Below are 12,763 nucleotides of genomic sequence, written 5' to 3' on the forward strand. Positions count from 1 at the left end.
GACGCTAGCACGCGGACTTTTATCCTGGCAATGGACAAATTTGGATATGATACGACGGAGTTACATGCCACTTCTTTCCTCTGTTTCAATCATATGCAACGCAAGAACCGGGGAAAGGCAGCGTATCATGGAAGGAGCATGAAGAATTTCTTTTACAGGCCATCAGGAGCCTTCCCTGGAAGACTTTCCCTGATATACCGGGTATTTCCTCAATTACCCTGTTCAAGAAAAAAGACCTGCAAGATATCAACTTACAGGTCTTTTTAAAGGATTGCAGCAACAGGAATCCCAAACACGTATGGCGGTCTTTACCTCAAAAAAACCACTGCGTTCCCCGGCTGGAAGAAAGACAGCCATGCTTCAAGCCGGGGGATAGCCTTCCGGCAAAAGACCAGGCATCAAAACACTCGTCAACCCTGAGGATGCCGAAACACGCATCTACTCTGAAACAACCCGGCAGATATGACCTCTCCGGGAACCTCAGCGAATGTACGGAATCGAAAAATTACTTATTTGCACCGGGTTGGACGGCCGGGCGCGCATGGTCGTATTGCCGCATCAAACCGGAAGACCAGGAAATGGTATCCGGAAAGCGGGAAGCGGGTGTCGTCGTCAGATAAGTACCCAGTTTGCGGGCCAGAGGGGCCGCTTTTTCCATGTGCTGGGGATAAAGGTCGTTCATTTCCTGATAATCTTTCACGACATTATATAACTGGGGAGCCCGGTCGGGCACGAGCAGATATTTCTCATCTCCATCCAGTATGGCGGAAGTATAATCCGTGCACCAATAAAGCGTCCGCGGCACTTTGTTTTCCTTCGCGGCGAGCAGCGGCAGCATGTTCATACCATCCAGGTTTTCGGGAATGGATGCCCCGTTTTCCGCAAGCATCGTAGGAAGCACGTCAACGGCGGAAATGACCTGCTCACAAACGGAACCAGGGCTGATCCGGGAATCGGCAGGATAGCGGACAATCATGGGCACGCGAACGCCGCCTTCAAAATGCATGCGTTTTTCTCCTTTGAAAGGAGCATTGCAGGTGGGAATATTAGGTTCACCTCCGTTGTCGGACAAAAAGACAACGACTGTATTGCGTGCCAGCCCTGTCTCATCCAAAGCTGTCAAAATACGCCCCATGGCCCTGTCAAGGGCATGCACCATGGCGCAATAGGTCCGGCGGTTCTGGGACTTGATATGCTTGAAGCGTTCCAAATCCTCCGGCAACGCTTCCAAGGGGGCATGGGGGGCGTTGAACGAAGCATAGAGGAAGAAGGGCTTCCCCGCTTCCTTCTGTTTCCGTATGAAGCGGATACATTCGCGTGCGATATCGTCCGTCAGGTAGCTTACCTGCGTTTCCTCCGTATAATTGGATACAATCTTCGACGGGTTCAGCCCCTTTTTTTCCGGCCGATTGGGAAAATAATAGCGGGAACCTCCAAGGAACCCCCACCAGGCATCGAAACCGCGGTCGGTGGGCTGGTATCCCTCCGTATGTCCCAAGTGCCATTTGCCGATCACGGCGCTGTTGTAACCAAATTCGGCAAGATACTGGGGAAGACATTTTTCCGTCTGGGGCAGCCCGTAATGGGATTCCGGGAGATAGTCGATCTTTGAATTAGGATTCGTCGTGATGCCATATCTTTTGGGAAATCTTCCCGTCAGCAGCGCCATTCTCGATGGGGCGCACATCGGGGCGGCCACATAGGCCCGGGAACAGAATACACCCTGTTTAGCCAGAGTATCAATGTTGGGCGTAGGTATCTGGAGAGAACCCGTACACCCCAAATCACCGTAACCGAGATCATCCGCCAACAGTACCACGAGGTTGGGAGGCTGGGACTCTTTCCCTTTTTCCGCCCGAAGTCCCGGTGCGCAGACTGAAAAAAGAACGACAAGAAAAAGAGAGATTGAACCTTTCATATTCAGTTTATTCATCCGATGTATTTCAAAAGCAGGGGATATTCAACGAACTTTTTCAAATATACCTAATTATACCGGGATTTTCTTTCACGCAACAGCGACAATTTTTATTTCCCTTGAAAATATTCGAAGGGAGAAAACCAAGATTTTGGTCCAAATAAAACCCTGCAAGGTTTTGACTTGCAGGGTTTTTGAAATTGGTTACGGGAGCAGGATTTGAACCTGCGACCTTCAGGTTATGAGCCTGACGAGCTACCTGGCTGCTCCATCCCGCGATTTGGAGGGCATCCGTAGAGGAGTGCGGAATCTTTATAGTCTCTTTTTGCAGGATGTCAAGTATTTTTATATAAGATTTTTTAATATTTCCTGCCGCATGACAAAGGTCCGCAGCGCCTCCACATGCTTCCTTTTTTCGCTCCGTGCTAGGGCTCACCCGCGCCGCAGACTGGAAAACAACCGCTAGGCGCAAAGAACGGGCCTTGCAAACAGAAGGAGGAACAGATGGCTTCCGGCATCACGGGCGGAAAAAAAGAAAGGATTCCTCGACAAACATTGTCAAATCTGTATATCTTGAAAGGTGCGGACAGGGTTCCGCAATCAACATCAATAGAAAGAGGTACGACAATGCAAAAGGTAAACGTAAATACACCTATTACGATCACGGGGCGCCATGTGGAAGTAACCGACGCGATCCGGGAATTCGTAACGAAAAAGATTGAAGGGATCCGTCTGGATTTCCCGCGCATTATGGAGGTTAAAGTCTTACTTGATGTCCAACGCGACCGCATGATTTCCCAGGTTATCCTGTTCTGCTCGGACCACATCACCATTGACGCTTCCACGGAGGGAGCGGACATGTACGCCTGCATCGACGAAACGATCACCAAGATCATGCGCCGCATGCGGAAGCACAAAACACGCCTGATGAAGAAATTCCGCCCTCATCATCAGGAAACCATCCGCAAGCTGGATGAAACCGTGTATGACGATTCCGTACTCGATTACCCGGAAGATTCCAAGGAAGACCCGGAACCGATGCTGATCCACCGCGAAAGCTACAATCTTAAGAAACTCTACAAGGAAGAGGCCATTATGGAACTGGAGCTTTCCGACAAGCCTTTCGTGCTGTACCGCAACGCGCGGCGCGACGTTCTCCAGATCGTGTACAGAAGGCCGGACGGGGATTACTCCATTATTGAGCTCGGCACTACTTTATAGCGTGAAGCCGCCGGCCGGATACGGACGTTTTCCGTACCGTGCGGCACAGGGCGGGATTCCTTATGAGGGAGTCCTGCCCTTTTCTGTAATGCCGTGACATGGAACAAGAAAATCTCTTGATTTCTACTTGCCACCATTTACATTGGTCCCAGCAAACCTCCGTGGATGCGGAGGTTCCAGTAGTTAATAAACACTGTAATTTAATTCGAATTATGAAGAACATCGCTATCCTCGCCATCGCCGGCGCAGCTTGCCTGGTTGCTTCCTGCTCCCAGCAGCAGCAGCAACAGCAGCAGCCTGTGCAGACCACCACTACGGTCGTCCAGCCCATGAAGAAGTAAGTTTGCTGCAGGGCGCGCCCTGCTACTTAGCAAATTATCATTTAATCCGCACTCGGTGTACGCACTGAGTGCGTTTTTATTTTCCCGGAAGACGTTTTCCCCCATCTAAAAAGGGCCACCCTTCCGTCCATGGAATAAATTTGCCGCCGGCTGGAAAAACGGCAGCTTTCCGCGATTTCACCGCAGGTTGTCGGATATGCACGGACAATTCCGTCAATTTCCGGAAGCTGACCCGGCAGCAGCGGATTCAGGAGCCTCCTTCTGGGCCTGCATTCTCTGGAACATGTTGCGCTTGCGAGTCCAGCCGGGCCAGACGAGATGGTACTGCATGTCATAGGAATGGCCCTCCGGATACGCGGAGGAGACGTAAGGCTCCCGCCAGTCTTCCTCCCATTTGTCGCCTTCCCTGTCCTCCTGGGTCAGTACAACCAGGTAGCCGCAGTTTTTCCAGGCATCCAGCACCAGGGAATCCTTCAGCCCTTTTCCGGCCGCATTGATGTACACGCAACTGTGTTCGCGCCCCGTCCCGCGGTCCCGGATAGCCAGCCCTACGCGGAAATACTTGACCGGACGGCGGCGCAAATCCCGGTAAAGGTCCTGCTGAACTTCCCAGCAGAGGCCACGGTCCCTCAAATTGGAATTCACCAGAATATTGTTCAGCCAGCCGAACAGCACTACCTTGTTTTTCCGGGCGATGAAGGCTGACTGCGCTACCGCCGTATCAGCCAGCCATTTGGCTTCCTCCTGCGCTGCCGGACGGGAAGCCTGATTTTCCGGCAGCAAGGCCAGGAAGGATTCCTTAAGACGGGACATCTGATGCTGTGCATAAGGTTGTTGCACATAATCTTCATCAGGTGGAGTGCAGCAGGAACTCCAACCGCCCAAAAGTACGGCAGCAAGAAAAAGCCTGAATGTGTGCATGGCTGGCATAGCGCGGCAAGGCTATCAAACTGCGCGGGAAAATCCAGCAAAGCTTTTAAAATTCCCGGCAACAGCCTGGCCGCTCTTGCCTTCTTCTCGTCTGACCGGTAGAATGCGCCCCTTCTTCCACCATGCTGACCATTAAAAAACTTACGAAAGCCCACGCCGGACGCACCCTTTTCAGAGAAACGGAAATGACCATCAATTGGGGAGAAAGAGTCGCCCTGGTGGGACCCAATGGCGCAGGCAAATCCACCTTGTTCCGCATGATTCTCGGGGAAGATACGCCGGACGAAGGTTCTATCAGCCTGGACGAATATGCCATTGTGGGCTATCTGCCCCAGGAGGCCAGCGAACCGAAGGACGAGACCGTGCTGGAAATAGCAATGGGTATCACGCCTGAAATGGAACGGGCAATCCATGTCATCCGGATGAGCGAGAATGCCAATAAAACGGACACGCCGGAGTACGCGGAAGCAATTGACACGTTCAATGCCGCCAACGGCTACCAGCTGGAGCCCAAGGCCAAGAAGATTCTCAAGGGGCTTGCCTTCCGGGAAAGCGATTTTCACCGTCCCGCGCGGGAAATGTCCGGCGGGTGGATCATGCGCGCCTATCTGGCCAAACTGCTGGTTCTGGAGCCGGACCTCCTGATGCTGGACGAACCCACCAACCACCTGGACCTTCTTTCCCTGCTCTGGCTCCAGCGCTACCTGAAAAATTATCCCGGCGCCATCCTGATGATTTCCCACGACCGGGATTTCATGGACGAGCTGGTGGAAAGCGTGTACGACATCGACAACGAGGAATTGGTGGAGTACCGCGGCAATTACACGGATTTCCTGAAGCAAAGGGATGTCCGCTTTGAACAGCTCCAGGCCGCCTACCGCAACCAGCAGAAGGAAATTGCGCACATTCAGGAGTTCATTGACCGTTTCCGCTCCATCAACTCCAAGGCGGGTCAGGTGCAGAGCCGCATCAAGCAGCTGGAAAAAATGAAGGTCATCCAAAAGCCGGTAGCACGCAGAAAGGTGTTCAAGTTCAACTTCCCCCAGCCGCCGCGCAGTACGCAGAAAGTGATTGAGCTGGAAAAGGTGTGCCAGTCCTACGGCGACCACAAGGTCTATGAAAACCTGGATCTGCTGGTGGAAAGAGGAGAAAGGACCGTGCTGGTGGGCCCCAACGGTGCGGGCAAATCCACCCTGCTGAAAATTCTGGCCGGCATCATCCCCATAGACTCCGGCAAGCGCATTCCCGGCACCACAACGCGCATCGGATACTTTTCCCAGGCCCGCACGGAAAACCTGAATCCGGAGAATACCGTTCTGGAGGAAATCATGAAGTGCAATGCGGAAATCCGGGAGGAGGAAGCGCGTTCCATCCTGGGTTCCTTCCTGTTCCGCCGCCTGGATGTGGAGAAACGCGTCAGCGTGCTGTCCGGGGGAGAAAAATCGCGCCTCAGCTTGGTCAAATTCCTGGTGGACCCTCCCAACCTCCTGTTGATGGACGAACCGACCACCCACCTGGACCTCCTTTCCGTGGAGGCCCTCGTCCAGGCTCTGAAGCATTATGAAGGCACGCTGGTTTTCATCTCCCACGACGTGCACTTTATCCGCTCCCTGGCGGAAAAGACCCTGCACGTCAACCGGGGCACTATCACCACCTACGCAGGCGGGTACGATTATTACCTGGAGAAATCCGGGATTCTGGACGACGAGAAGGGCGGCATTACGGCGGAATAGTCCCCGTACGTCTTCTTTTCTCCTTGCTCCGGGTTCTTCCCTGCCTTACAAAGAGTAAATGAAGACTTTTTCCATTCCCGTCTTAAGTTTCGCCCTTCTGTCCGCCGCACCCCTGCTGGCTGATACCCCTGCCGCTCCCCAGGCTCCGCCGACATCCACCCCGGCTGCGACTGCAACAGGAAAGGAGTCCATTCCTTCGGTCGATTCCCTCGTTAATCAGTCTTTTTCCCTGCTGATCAACATACAGCAGACCCTGGCCGCAGCCCAGGACAAGGAAAGCGCAGACAAAGCCGCCAAAACCCTGGAAGGCATTCAGAAAGACATCAAGCATTTCCAGGATATCATGAACAAACTCAACGATGCGGAACAGGAAAAGGCATTCGAATTGTTGGAAAAGATGGAAGAACGGGGAAAAAGGCTGGAAGAAAGCTGCAAACAGGAAGGCAAGCGCCTGGTGAAAGCTGATTTTTACAACTCCACCGCCCTGAAAGATGTGATGAATAATTCGGACGAATTCAGCGAATTCATTGAGCAGGACGAAGAAGAGGGAGGGCCTGCCGCCGGAGGGGACGAGCAGGACGAGGAATAACACCCCGCATCTTCCGCGTTGCCCGGAAAACGGCCGTCCTCATCAAAAGGCCAGTCGCGGAAATACGGTTCAAGCGGACCCGTCCGCCTGGATAACATTGACCCCGGCAGCGCGGTTGACAGCCAAAAGTCCTGGCCAAGGGGCAGACTATCCGTTACACGATTAGGACGGATGGAAGGACCATCGTGTTTTGAATCTACGGCGGGATTAGGCAAGGGAGGCGAGCAAGGGACAGCATACCCTGAGAGAAACGGAAACACCGGGTTCAGCTTCTTATTCCGCTCCATTTCAAGCTTGCCGGATAGGCGGAAAACGGGTTTACTGAAGGCAGCATGCAACAATTAGCAGGTAAAACAGCAATCGTCACCGGCGCAGGCCGCGGCATCGGCAACGCCATTGCCCGGCGCTTCGCTTCGGAAGGAGCCACGGTCATCCTGATCAGCCGCAGTGCGTCCAGCTGCGGAGGAGCCGCGGAAGAAATCAACAAGGAATTCCCCGGTTCATGCACGGCCTATCCCTGTGACGTGGCGGATTACGACGCGGTTCAGGAAACCGCGGCGGCCATCCTGGCAAACTTTCCGCAGATCGACATTCTGGTGAACAACGCCGGAATTACGCGCGACACCCTGATGCTCCGCATGAAGGAGGAAGACTGGGATTCCGTCATGGCCACCAACCTGAAAAGCGCCTTCAACATGGTGAAGGCCTTCCAGCGCGTCCTGATGAAATCTCCTGCGGGCCGCATTATCAACATGAGTTCCGTCGTAGGCCTCACGGGTAACATGGGACAGGCCAACTACGCCGCCTCCAAGGCAGGCCTCATCGGCTTTACCAAGTCCCTTGCCCAGGAATTCGCCAGCCGTAAAGTGACGAGCAACGCCATTGCGCCCGGCTTCATCGCCACGGACATGACGGACGCCATCCCGGAAAAGATCAAGGAGGAAATGCTCAAGAAGATTCCTCTGGGTTCCCTTGGAGAGCCGAACGACATCGCCTCCCTTACCGCTTTCCTTGCCTCCGACGATGCCCGCTATATCACCGGACAGGTCATCACCTGCGACGGGGGCATGACGATGTAAGGACCGGATATCACTTTTCCATGCGCGGCATTTTTCTTGTTTCCTGCCTCCTCGGAGGAGGCGCCCTGCTGGCAGGGTGCCGGGATGACGGCGGCCCCAGGCCGGCCACGGAAGATGCCGCGCGCATTACCGGCGCGCGCCAGTGGGGAGAAAGCCGCTCCGCTCTGCAAAAACGGGAACTGGAACGCGCCGCGGGACCGGCCCTTCCCATCCCCGAGGACCTGCCTTCTCCGGAACTGGTGGGAACCACGCGCCAAATTCATCAACTGATTGAATCAACGGGAACGGCCGCCCGGTTTGAATCCTATACGGAGGCCGTGCCCGCGGCGGGAGCCTCCCTGCGCATGATTGCCATTCCGGGGGGCTCCTTCCTAATGGGAAGCCCGGAGGACGAACCCCACCGCAAGCCGGACGAGGGCCCGCAGCATGAAGTGAGCATTTCTCCTTTCTGGATCTCGGAAATGGAAATCCCTTGGGAGCTTTATACCGCCTTCATGGAAAACGGACGCCCGCGCGCCAAAGACGGCCAGTTGCTGGAAGAGCAGCCGGACGACGAGCTCTGGGATGCCGTTACGCAGCCCACGGCGCCCTATACCGCCATGAACCTGGGCATGGGCCACGGCTATGAACACGGCATGCCGGCCATTTCCATGTCCCATCACGCCGCCAGCAAATTCTGCGAATGGCTGAGCGCCCAGACGGGGCATTACTACCGTCTTCCCACGGAAGCGGAATGGGAATACGCCGCCCGCGCCGGAAATTCCGGCGCTTATTGCTACGGCAGCGGAGAAGACCGGCTGGACCGGTACGCATGGTATTGGGACAACTCCAACGACCGCTACCAGCGAACGGGAACCAGGGAACCAAATGCCTGGGGCCTGCGCGACATGCATGGAAACGTGGCGGAATGGGTTCTGGATTCCTACGTACCTGACGCTTATGGAAAAAGAGCCGGGAGTTCCGTGAAAGACCCGCTTGTCATCCGTCCCGGAACGCCCCACATCGTCCGGGGCGGTTCATGGGAGGATGATCCGGACCGCCTGCGGAGCGCCGCACGCCGCGCCAGCACACCCGCCTGGAACCGGCAGGACCCGCAGAACCCTAAAAGTATCTGGTACCTGACGGACGGCGGAATGATCGGCTTCCGCGTGGTACGCCCCCTGCACATTCCAGACGTGATCACCATGCACCGCCTCTGGAATTTTTCCAAAGGGGAACCATAGGCAACTCTTCGCCGTGCACCGCCGCTTCAATCGGCGAATGACTGCACATCCGGAGCGCGCCAATACATTCCTCCGACCCGGTTATGGAATAATGGCCCATCCGGTACCTTATCCTTGCCTGGCTTTCGGATCAACAATCCGGGGCTGAAAACAAAGAACGGATAATCCATCAATGGAGCGTTCATGCATGTTGCGGCAAGGCATCAGCAGCGCAACCGGATCTGGAAGATTCAAAGTTGCCGTGGCAGATTCCAAAGCCGTTTCCCACAGATTTCCGTAAAAAGGAATGACCATCTCTTGATTTTATCAAGAGCTCCGCCCCTTTAATATCAGCAGGTTGATCAATATTTTCTTCATACTGTTCCTGCTGTTCCAGATGAAATAACGCATTTGAAATTCACCCATGCGAATTTGGAATCCGGCCTGTTTTTCATGCAGACTGAAGAAATTATGAAATCTATGTAAAACAAGGGATGACAAGCCCTCTGAAAGAAAGAACCAGTTCTACAACAAGCCAATGAATGTTAATTTTTTATGTAAACATAATATTGACAGTTAATATTTTTGGTTGTTGGCGGATTCCAAAACCGTTATGTAGGCAGGAAACAAGCAACCCTTCTTAAAGCCAGCCATGAAGAAAACATTGTCCATTCTAATGCTTACGGCAGGTCTCAGCGTAGCCGCCTCCGCAGCCACTACTCTTCTGGATCAGTCGATCGTGGGATATTCCGATTTTGATTCCCGCATTGCCGATTTCGGCACCCAGCGGGACTCCGTCACAATCACCACAAGCGGCGACAACCTGCTCCTGTCCGGTCCCGACGTCAAATTCAGCACGCCCGTTTCCGGTTCCGGCACGCGCAACAACATGACCGTTTCCATGGTCCTGGATTTGTCAAAACTCAATACCCCTGAAAGCTACACCGCTCTGTTCAACGCCAAAGGGGGAAGTACGAGCTGGGGTGTGGGCCTCAATTCAAACCGCACCTTGCAGGGATTGTGGAACAATGGGGCCTATTCCGGCGGCCCTACGACGACAACCCTGGGTACGGAAGGCACGCTGACTATTTCCGTGGTTACCGGAGAAGACGGAACCCGCATTTATTTGGGGAACGAGTCCACCTATTATACTGCTGGCGCTCTGAAATTTGGCAATGTGGATATCACGCAACTCCTGATTAACGCGGGAATGGCGGACGCCATTGAACAGCTCTACGTGCATGATTCCGCGCTTTCACAAGAGCAGATAGGCCAGCTCATGGCTGAAATAGCAAGCGTTCCGGAACCCGCTACTGCTTCCCTGAGCCTGCTGGGACTGGCCGCTCTGATGATGCGCCGCCGCAGAGCATAGGCTTTCCATCCTTTTTAATCTTTCTTTCGGGACTGTTCCGCCAAATACGGAGCAGTCCTTTTTTCATCTCTAAAAACGTTCACGCAAGGCAGGCTATACTGAAGGGTATTCTTTTCCGGTACTGTTTGCATTCATGCACAGCTGCTCTTCTTCCGTTCCGCACATTTCCAAATGCCGCGGTACATTCCCAGGCGTCTCCTGAACCGGAAAAGCGGAATTTTCTTTTCATACCGTCCGCTTATTCCTGCGGTATCTTCAGCGGAAAAATTTCCTCATGAAGGGCTTCCGCTCCGGCGGCAATATCTTCAAAACGTGTTACGCACATTGATTTTCCGCCGTCTTTATCCTAGTTTGTCATTCATGGGTCCAAGGAGCCCGGTTCAATTAACAATCTTGACAACACATCGCCATGAAAATTGCCTTATCCATCGGCCACTCCCCAAAAGACGGAGGAGCGGAAACATATGATAAAAAATATTCCGAATATTCTTTCTGGAAGCATCATTTGCCCCTGCTGCAGGAGGAACTCCAGCAAATGGGACACCAGGCGCCCATTGTCAACCGTTCCGATGCTGGAGGCACCACTCCGGGACATGCGGCCGCGGCCTGCAACAGCACCGGAGCGGACCTGGCCATTGAATTCCATTTCAACAGCGCGGATTCTCCCGCCGCCACCGGCACGGAGACCCTGTATTGGGAAAGTTCTCCCAAGGGAAAACTGGCAGCCGCGCTGGTAAACGATGCCATGGTGAAAGTTCTGGAACTGAAAAACCGAGGATTGAAACCGGTCAACAGGCACAGCGCACGTGCCGTTTCCTACTTCGCCAAAACCAGAATGCCCGCCGTTCTGGTGGAACCGGCCTTTGCCGCTTCCAACCCGCAGGATAATGAACGGCTCCAAAACCGCGTCCGCGAATTTTGTGTGGAAGTGGCCCGTGCCATCAACGAGTGGAAGCCTTGACCGGCATCCTTCTTTTCCTGCGCTAACGGAAAGTCTTAGAGTTTTCCGGACCCGGCAGGAAGAACCGCCGGGCATTACAGTAATCCTCCTGACGGCCCATTTCCACCGCTTTCCTCCCGTTTTCAGGAACGGGTAAATGCCGCTATTCCCCCTGCTCTGTTCCCAGGCAGGGACAGGGGGAACGGAGATTTTCCCTAACCAAGCCGGGCGGACACCTTCCGGAACTTGGGAGATTGGCCCATGAACGCCTCCGGATTGGACAAAAGAAGGCGATCCACTTCCGGCCGGGAAAAACCGCGCCCGTAAAGTTCGCAGGCCAGGGCAGTCAGCGCCAGAGGATCGGAATTTCCCCAGTCCGCCGCTGAATTGGCCCAGACCCGGTCCGTTCCGTACGTTTCCAGAATATCCGCCGCACGTTTGGGATTGAGCTTGCTGGTCGGGTACAGGGTCAGGCCTGCCCAGTAACCGGCATCCTTTACCAGCGGGAACGTGTGTTCCTCGCAATGATCAATCAATACCCGGCCCGGCTCCAGTTCCGGACGATTTTTCAGGGCATCCAGAATCATGTTGGTCCCCTTGAGCTTGTCTTCCAGATGGGGAGTGTGAATCAGGACAAGCTGGTTGAGGCGGATGGCCAGGTCCAGATGCTCTTCAAAAATGGCCAGTTCCCGTGACGTGTTCCTGTTCAGTCCGATTTCCCCGACGCCCAAAACATTGGGCCGGTCAATGAACTCGGGAATAAGTTTCATCACTTCCCGCGCAAAGACTACGTCCTGCGCTTCCTTCGGGTTGATGCACAGCCAGGTATAATGATCCAGGCCGAATTTGGCGGCCCTGGCCGGTTCGCATTCCGTAAGCTGGACGAAGTAATCCCGGAACCCGTCCACGGAAGAACGGTCATACCCGGCCCAGAAGGCGGGTTCCCCCACGGCCAGGCATCCGGCCTGGGCCATGGCGCGGTATTCGTCCGTGGTGCGGCACACCATGTGAATATGTGGTTCAATGAAAGCCATGACGGTTATTTGTTCGGGTTCGGTGCTCCGCAGGCGGCCTTGGAGGCGGCGGTTTCAGCTATGGCGGCATCCCGGCAGGAAAGCGCTTCCAACACGGCGCGGGCTCGCCCGGGGCCGGGGACGGACAGCAGCGGGAGTACTTCCAGCAATGCCCGGTAGCGGAAATCGGCTTCTCCTTCTCCTCTGTCCACACGGTCTAGAAATGCGGCTACATCCAGCACACCCGCACGCGCCGCGGCAAAGTCCGCGTCCAGAACCTCTTTTTTGCTCCTTTTCATGCAGTGACGATACGCCCGTGCGGAAAGCCCAGTCAAGCCGGAATGGGTAACAAATTTATAACTATTCCAAACTAGTGATTTACAAGGGGTTCCCGCGCCTTTGCGAAAATCCAAAAAGCGCCGGGAATT

The 12,763-nt window shown here is 54.5% G+C and carries 13 protein-coding genes and 1 tRNA gene; 8 read left to right on the forward strand and 6 right to left on the reverse strand.

Annotated features, from left to right (window positions below; genetic code table 11):
* Positions 1-505: 505 nt before the first annotated feature.
* Positions 506-1,819, reverse strand: a complete 1,314-nt coding sequence (locus HMPREF3039_RS11680) for a sulfatase-like hydrolase/transferase (RefSeq protein WP_231863927.1) — start codon at positions 1,817-1,819, stop codon at positions 506-508.
* A gap of 297 nt (positions 1,820-2,116) precedes the next feature.
* Positions 2,117-2,193 (reverse strand) — tRNA-Met (locus tag HMPREF3039_RS11685).
* A 349-nt stretch (positions 2,194-2,542) separates the two neighbouring features.
* Here HMPREF3039_RS11685 and raiA point away from each other — a divergent pair.
* Both raiA and HMPREF3039_RS14515 read left to right on the forward strand, forming a co-directional pair.
* The gene (raiA, locus tag HMPREF3039_RS11690; protein WP_067572343.1) at positions 2,543-3,136 is read left to right on the forward strand and encodes a ribosome hibernation-promoting factor, HPF/YfiA family; all 594 of its coding nucleotides are present in this window, start codon (positions 2,543-2,545) and stop codon (positions 3,134-3,136) included.
* A 212-nt stretch (positions 3,137-3,348) separates the two neighbouring features.
* Positions 3,349-3,477: a hypothetical protein gene (locus HMPREF3039_RS14515; RefSeq protein ID WP_257227018.1), complete on the forward strand. Its 129-nt coding sequence runs from the start codon at positions 3,349-3,351 to the stop codon at positions 3,475-3,477.
* A gap of 213 nt (positions 3,478-3,690) precedes the next feature.
* On the opposite strand, the gene HMPREF3039_RS11700 is transcribed toward HMPREF3039_RS14515, so the two are convergent.
* Positions 3,691-4,290 (reverse strand): hypothetical protein, encoded by a 600-nt coding sequence (locus tag HMPREF3039_RS11700; protein WP_067572339.1) that lies wholly within the window; start codon positions 4,288-4,290, stop codon positions 3,691-3,693.
* A gap of 239 nt (positions 4,291-4,529) precedes the next feature.
* Between HMPREF3039_RS11700 and HMPREF3039_RS11705 the strand changes: the two genes are divergently transcribed.
* From HMPREF3039_RS11705 to HMPREF3039_RS11720, 4 genes are all read left to right on the forward strand, one after another.
* Positions 4,530-6,140 (forward strand): ABC-F family ATP-binding cassette domain-containing protein, encoded by a 1,611-nt coding sequence (locus tag HMPREF3039_RS11705; RefSeq protein ID WP_067572337.1) that lies wholly within the window; start codon positions 4,530-4,532, stop codon positions 6,138-6,140.
* 58 nt (positions 6,141-6,198) lie between these two features.
* A complete protein-coding gene (locus HMPREF3039_RS11710) occupies positions 6,199-6,729 on the forward strand; it encodes a hypothetical protein (protein WP_067572335.1) in 531 nt (176 codons plus the stop codon).
* 332 nt (positions 6,730-7,061) lie between these two features.
* Entirely contained in the window at positions 7,062-7,808 is a 747-nt protein-coding gene (gene fabG, locus HMPREF3039_RS11715) for a 3-oxoacyl-[acyl-carrier-protein] reductase (RefSeq protein ID WP_067572333.1), read from the forward strand.
* 20 nt (positions 7,809-7,828) lie between these two features.
* On the forward strand, positions 7,829-9,031 hold the full coding sequence (locus tag HMPREF3039_RS11720) for a formylglycine-generating enzyme family protein (RefSeq protein WP_067572331.1): 1,203 nt from the start codon (positions 7,829-7,831) through the stop codon (positions 9,029-9,031).
* A 108-nt stretch (positions 9,032-9,139) separates the two neighbouring features.
* On the opposite strand, the gene HMPREF3039_RS11725 is transcribed toward HMPREF3039_RS11720, so the two are convergent.
* Complete coding sequence (locus HMPREF3039_RS11725) at positions 9,140-9,325, reverse strand: hypothetical protein (protein ID WP_067572329.1); 186 nt, start codon at positions 9,323-9,325, stop codon at positions 9,140-9,142.
* Positions 9,326-9,662: 337 nt separating this feature from the next.
* On the opposite strand from HMPREF3039_RS11725, the gene HMPREF3039_RS11730 reads away from it, so the two are divergent.
* Positions 9,663-10,382 carry a PEP-CTERM sorting domain-containing protein gene (locus HMPREF3039_RS11730; protein WP_082770125.1) on the forward strand — a complete coding sequence of 240 codons (720 nt, stop codon included), beginning with the start codon at positions 9,663-9,665 and terminating at the stop codon, positions 10,380-10,382.
* Positions 10,383-10,791: 409 nt separating this feature from the next.
* Positions 10,792-11,343 carry an N-acetylmuramoyl-L-alanine amidase gene (locus HMPREF3039_RS11735; protein WP_067572325.1) on the forward strand — a complete coding sequence of 184 codons (552 nt, stop codon included), beginning with the start codon at positions 10,792-10,794 and terminating at the stop codon, positions 11,341-11,343.
* A gap of 194 nt (positions 11,344-11,537) precedes the next feature.
* On the opposite strand, the gene HMPREF3039_RS11740 is transcribed toward HMPREF3039_RS11735, so the two are convergent.
* Together HMPREF3039_RS11740 and HMPREF3039_RS11745 are read right to left on the reverse strand one after the other, a co-directional pair.
* The gene (locus HMPREF3039_RS11740; RefSeq protein ID WP_067572323.1) at positions 11,538-12,356 is read right to left on the reverse strand and encodes a TatD family hydrolase; all 819 of its coding nucleotides are present in this window, start codon (positions 12,354-12,356) and stop codon (positions 11,538-11,540) included.
* 5 nt (positions 12,357-12,361) lie between these two features.
* Entirely contained in the window at positions 12,362-12,634 is a 273-nt protein-coding gene (locus HMPREF3039_RS11745; RefSeq protein WP_067572321.1) for a hypothetical protein, read from the reverse strand.
* Positions 12,635-12,763: the final 129 nt, after the last annotated feature.

The sequence above is a fragment of the Akkermansia sp. KLE1798 genome (assembly GCF_001580195.1).
GTDB classification, from domain to species: domain Bacteria; phylum Verrucomicrobiota; class Verrucomicrobiia; order Verrucomicrobiales; family Akkermansiaceae; genus Akkermansia; species Akkermansia biwaensis.

Excerpts from the sequence above, each read along its gene's own strand:
- HMPREF3039_RS14515 (WP_257227018.1), top strand. The coding sequence starts at position 3,349 with ATGAAGAACATCGCTATCCTCGCCATCGCCGGCGCAGCTTGCCTGGTT.
- HMPREF3039_RS11730 (WP_082770125.1), top strand. The coding sequence starts at position 9,663 with ATGAAGAAAACATTGTCCATTCTAATGCTTACGGCAGGTCTCAGCGTA.
- raiA (WP_067572343.1), top strand. The coding sequence starts at position 2,543 with ATGCAAAAGGTAAACGTAAATACACCTATTACGATCACGGGGCGCCAT.
- HMPREF3039_RS11725 (WP_067572329.1), bottom strand. The coding sequence starts at position 9,325 with ATGGTCATTCCTTTTTACGGAAATCTGTGGGAAACGGCTTTGGAATCT.
- HMPREF3039_RS11740 (WP_067572323.1), bottom strand. The coding sequence starts at position 12,356 with ATGGCTTTCATTGAACCACATATTCACATGGTGTGCCGCACCACGGAC.
- HMPREF3039_RS11720 (WP_067572331.1), top strand. The coding sequence starts at position 7,829 with ATGCGCGGCATTTTTCTTGTTTCCTGCCTCCTCGGAGGAGGCGCCCTG.
- HMPREF3039_RS11705 (WP_067572337.1), top strand. The coding sequence starts at position 4,530 with ATGCTGACCATTAAAAAACTTACGAAAGCCCACGCCGGACGCACCCTT.
- fabG (WP_067572333.1), top strand. The coding sequence starts at position 7,062 with ATGCAACAATTAGCAGGTAAAACAGCAATCGTCACCGGCGCAGGCCGC.
- HMPREF3039_RS11745 (WP_067572321.1), bottom strand. The coding sequence starts at position 12,634 with ATGAAAAGGAGCAAAAAAGAGGTTCTGGACGCGGACTTTGCCGCGGCG.
- HMPREF3039_RS11710 (WP_067572335.1), top strand. The coding sequence starts at position 6,199 with ATGAAGACTTTTTCCATTCCCGTCTTAAGTTTCGCCCTTCTGTCCGCC.
- HMPREF3039_RS11700 (WP_067572339.1), bottom strand. The coding sequence starts at position 4,290 with ATGTCCCGTCTTAAGGAATCCTTCCTGGCCTTGCTGCCGGAAAATCAG.
- HMPREF3039_RS11735 (WP_067572325.1), top strand. The coding sequence starts at position 10,792 with ATGAAAATTGCCTTATCCATCGGCCACTCCCCAAAAGACGGAGGAGCG.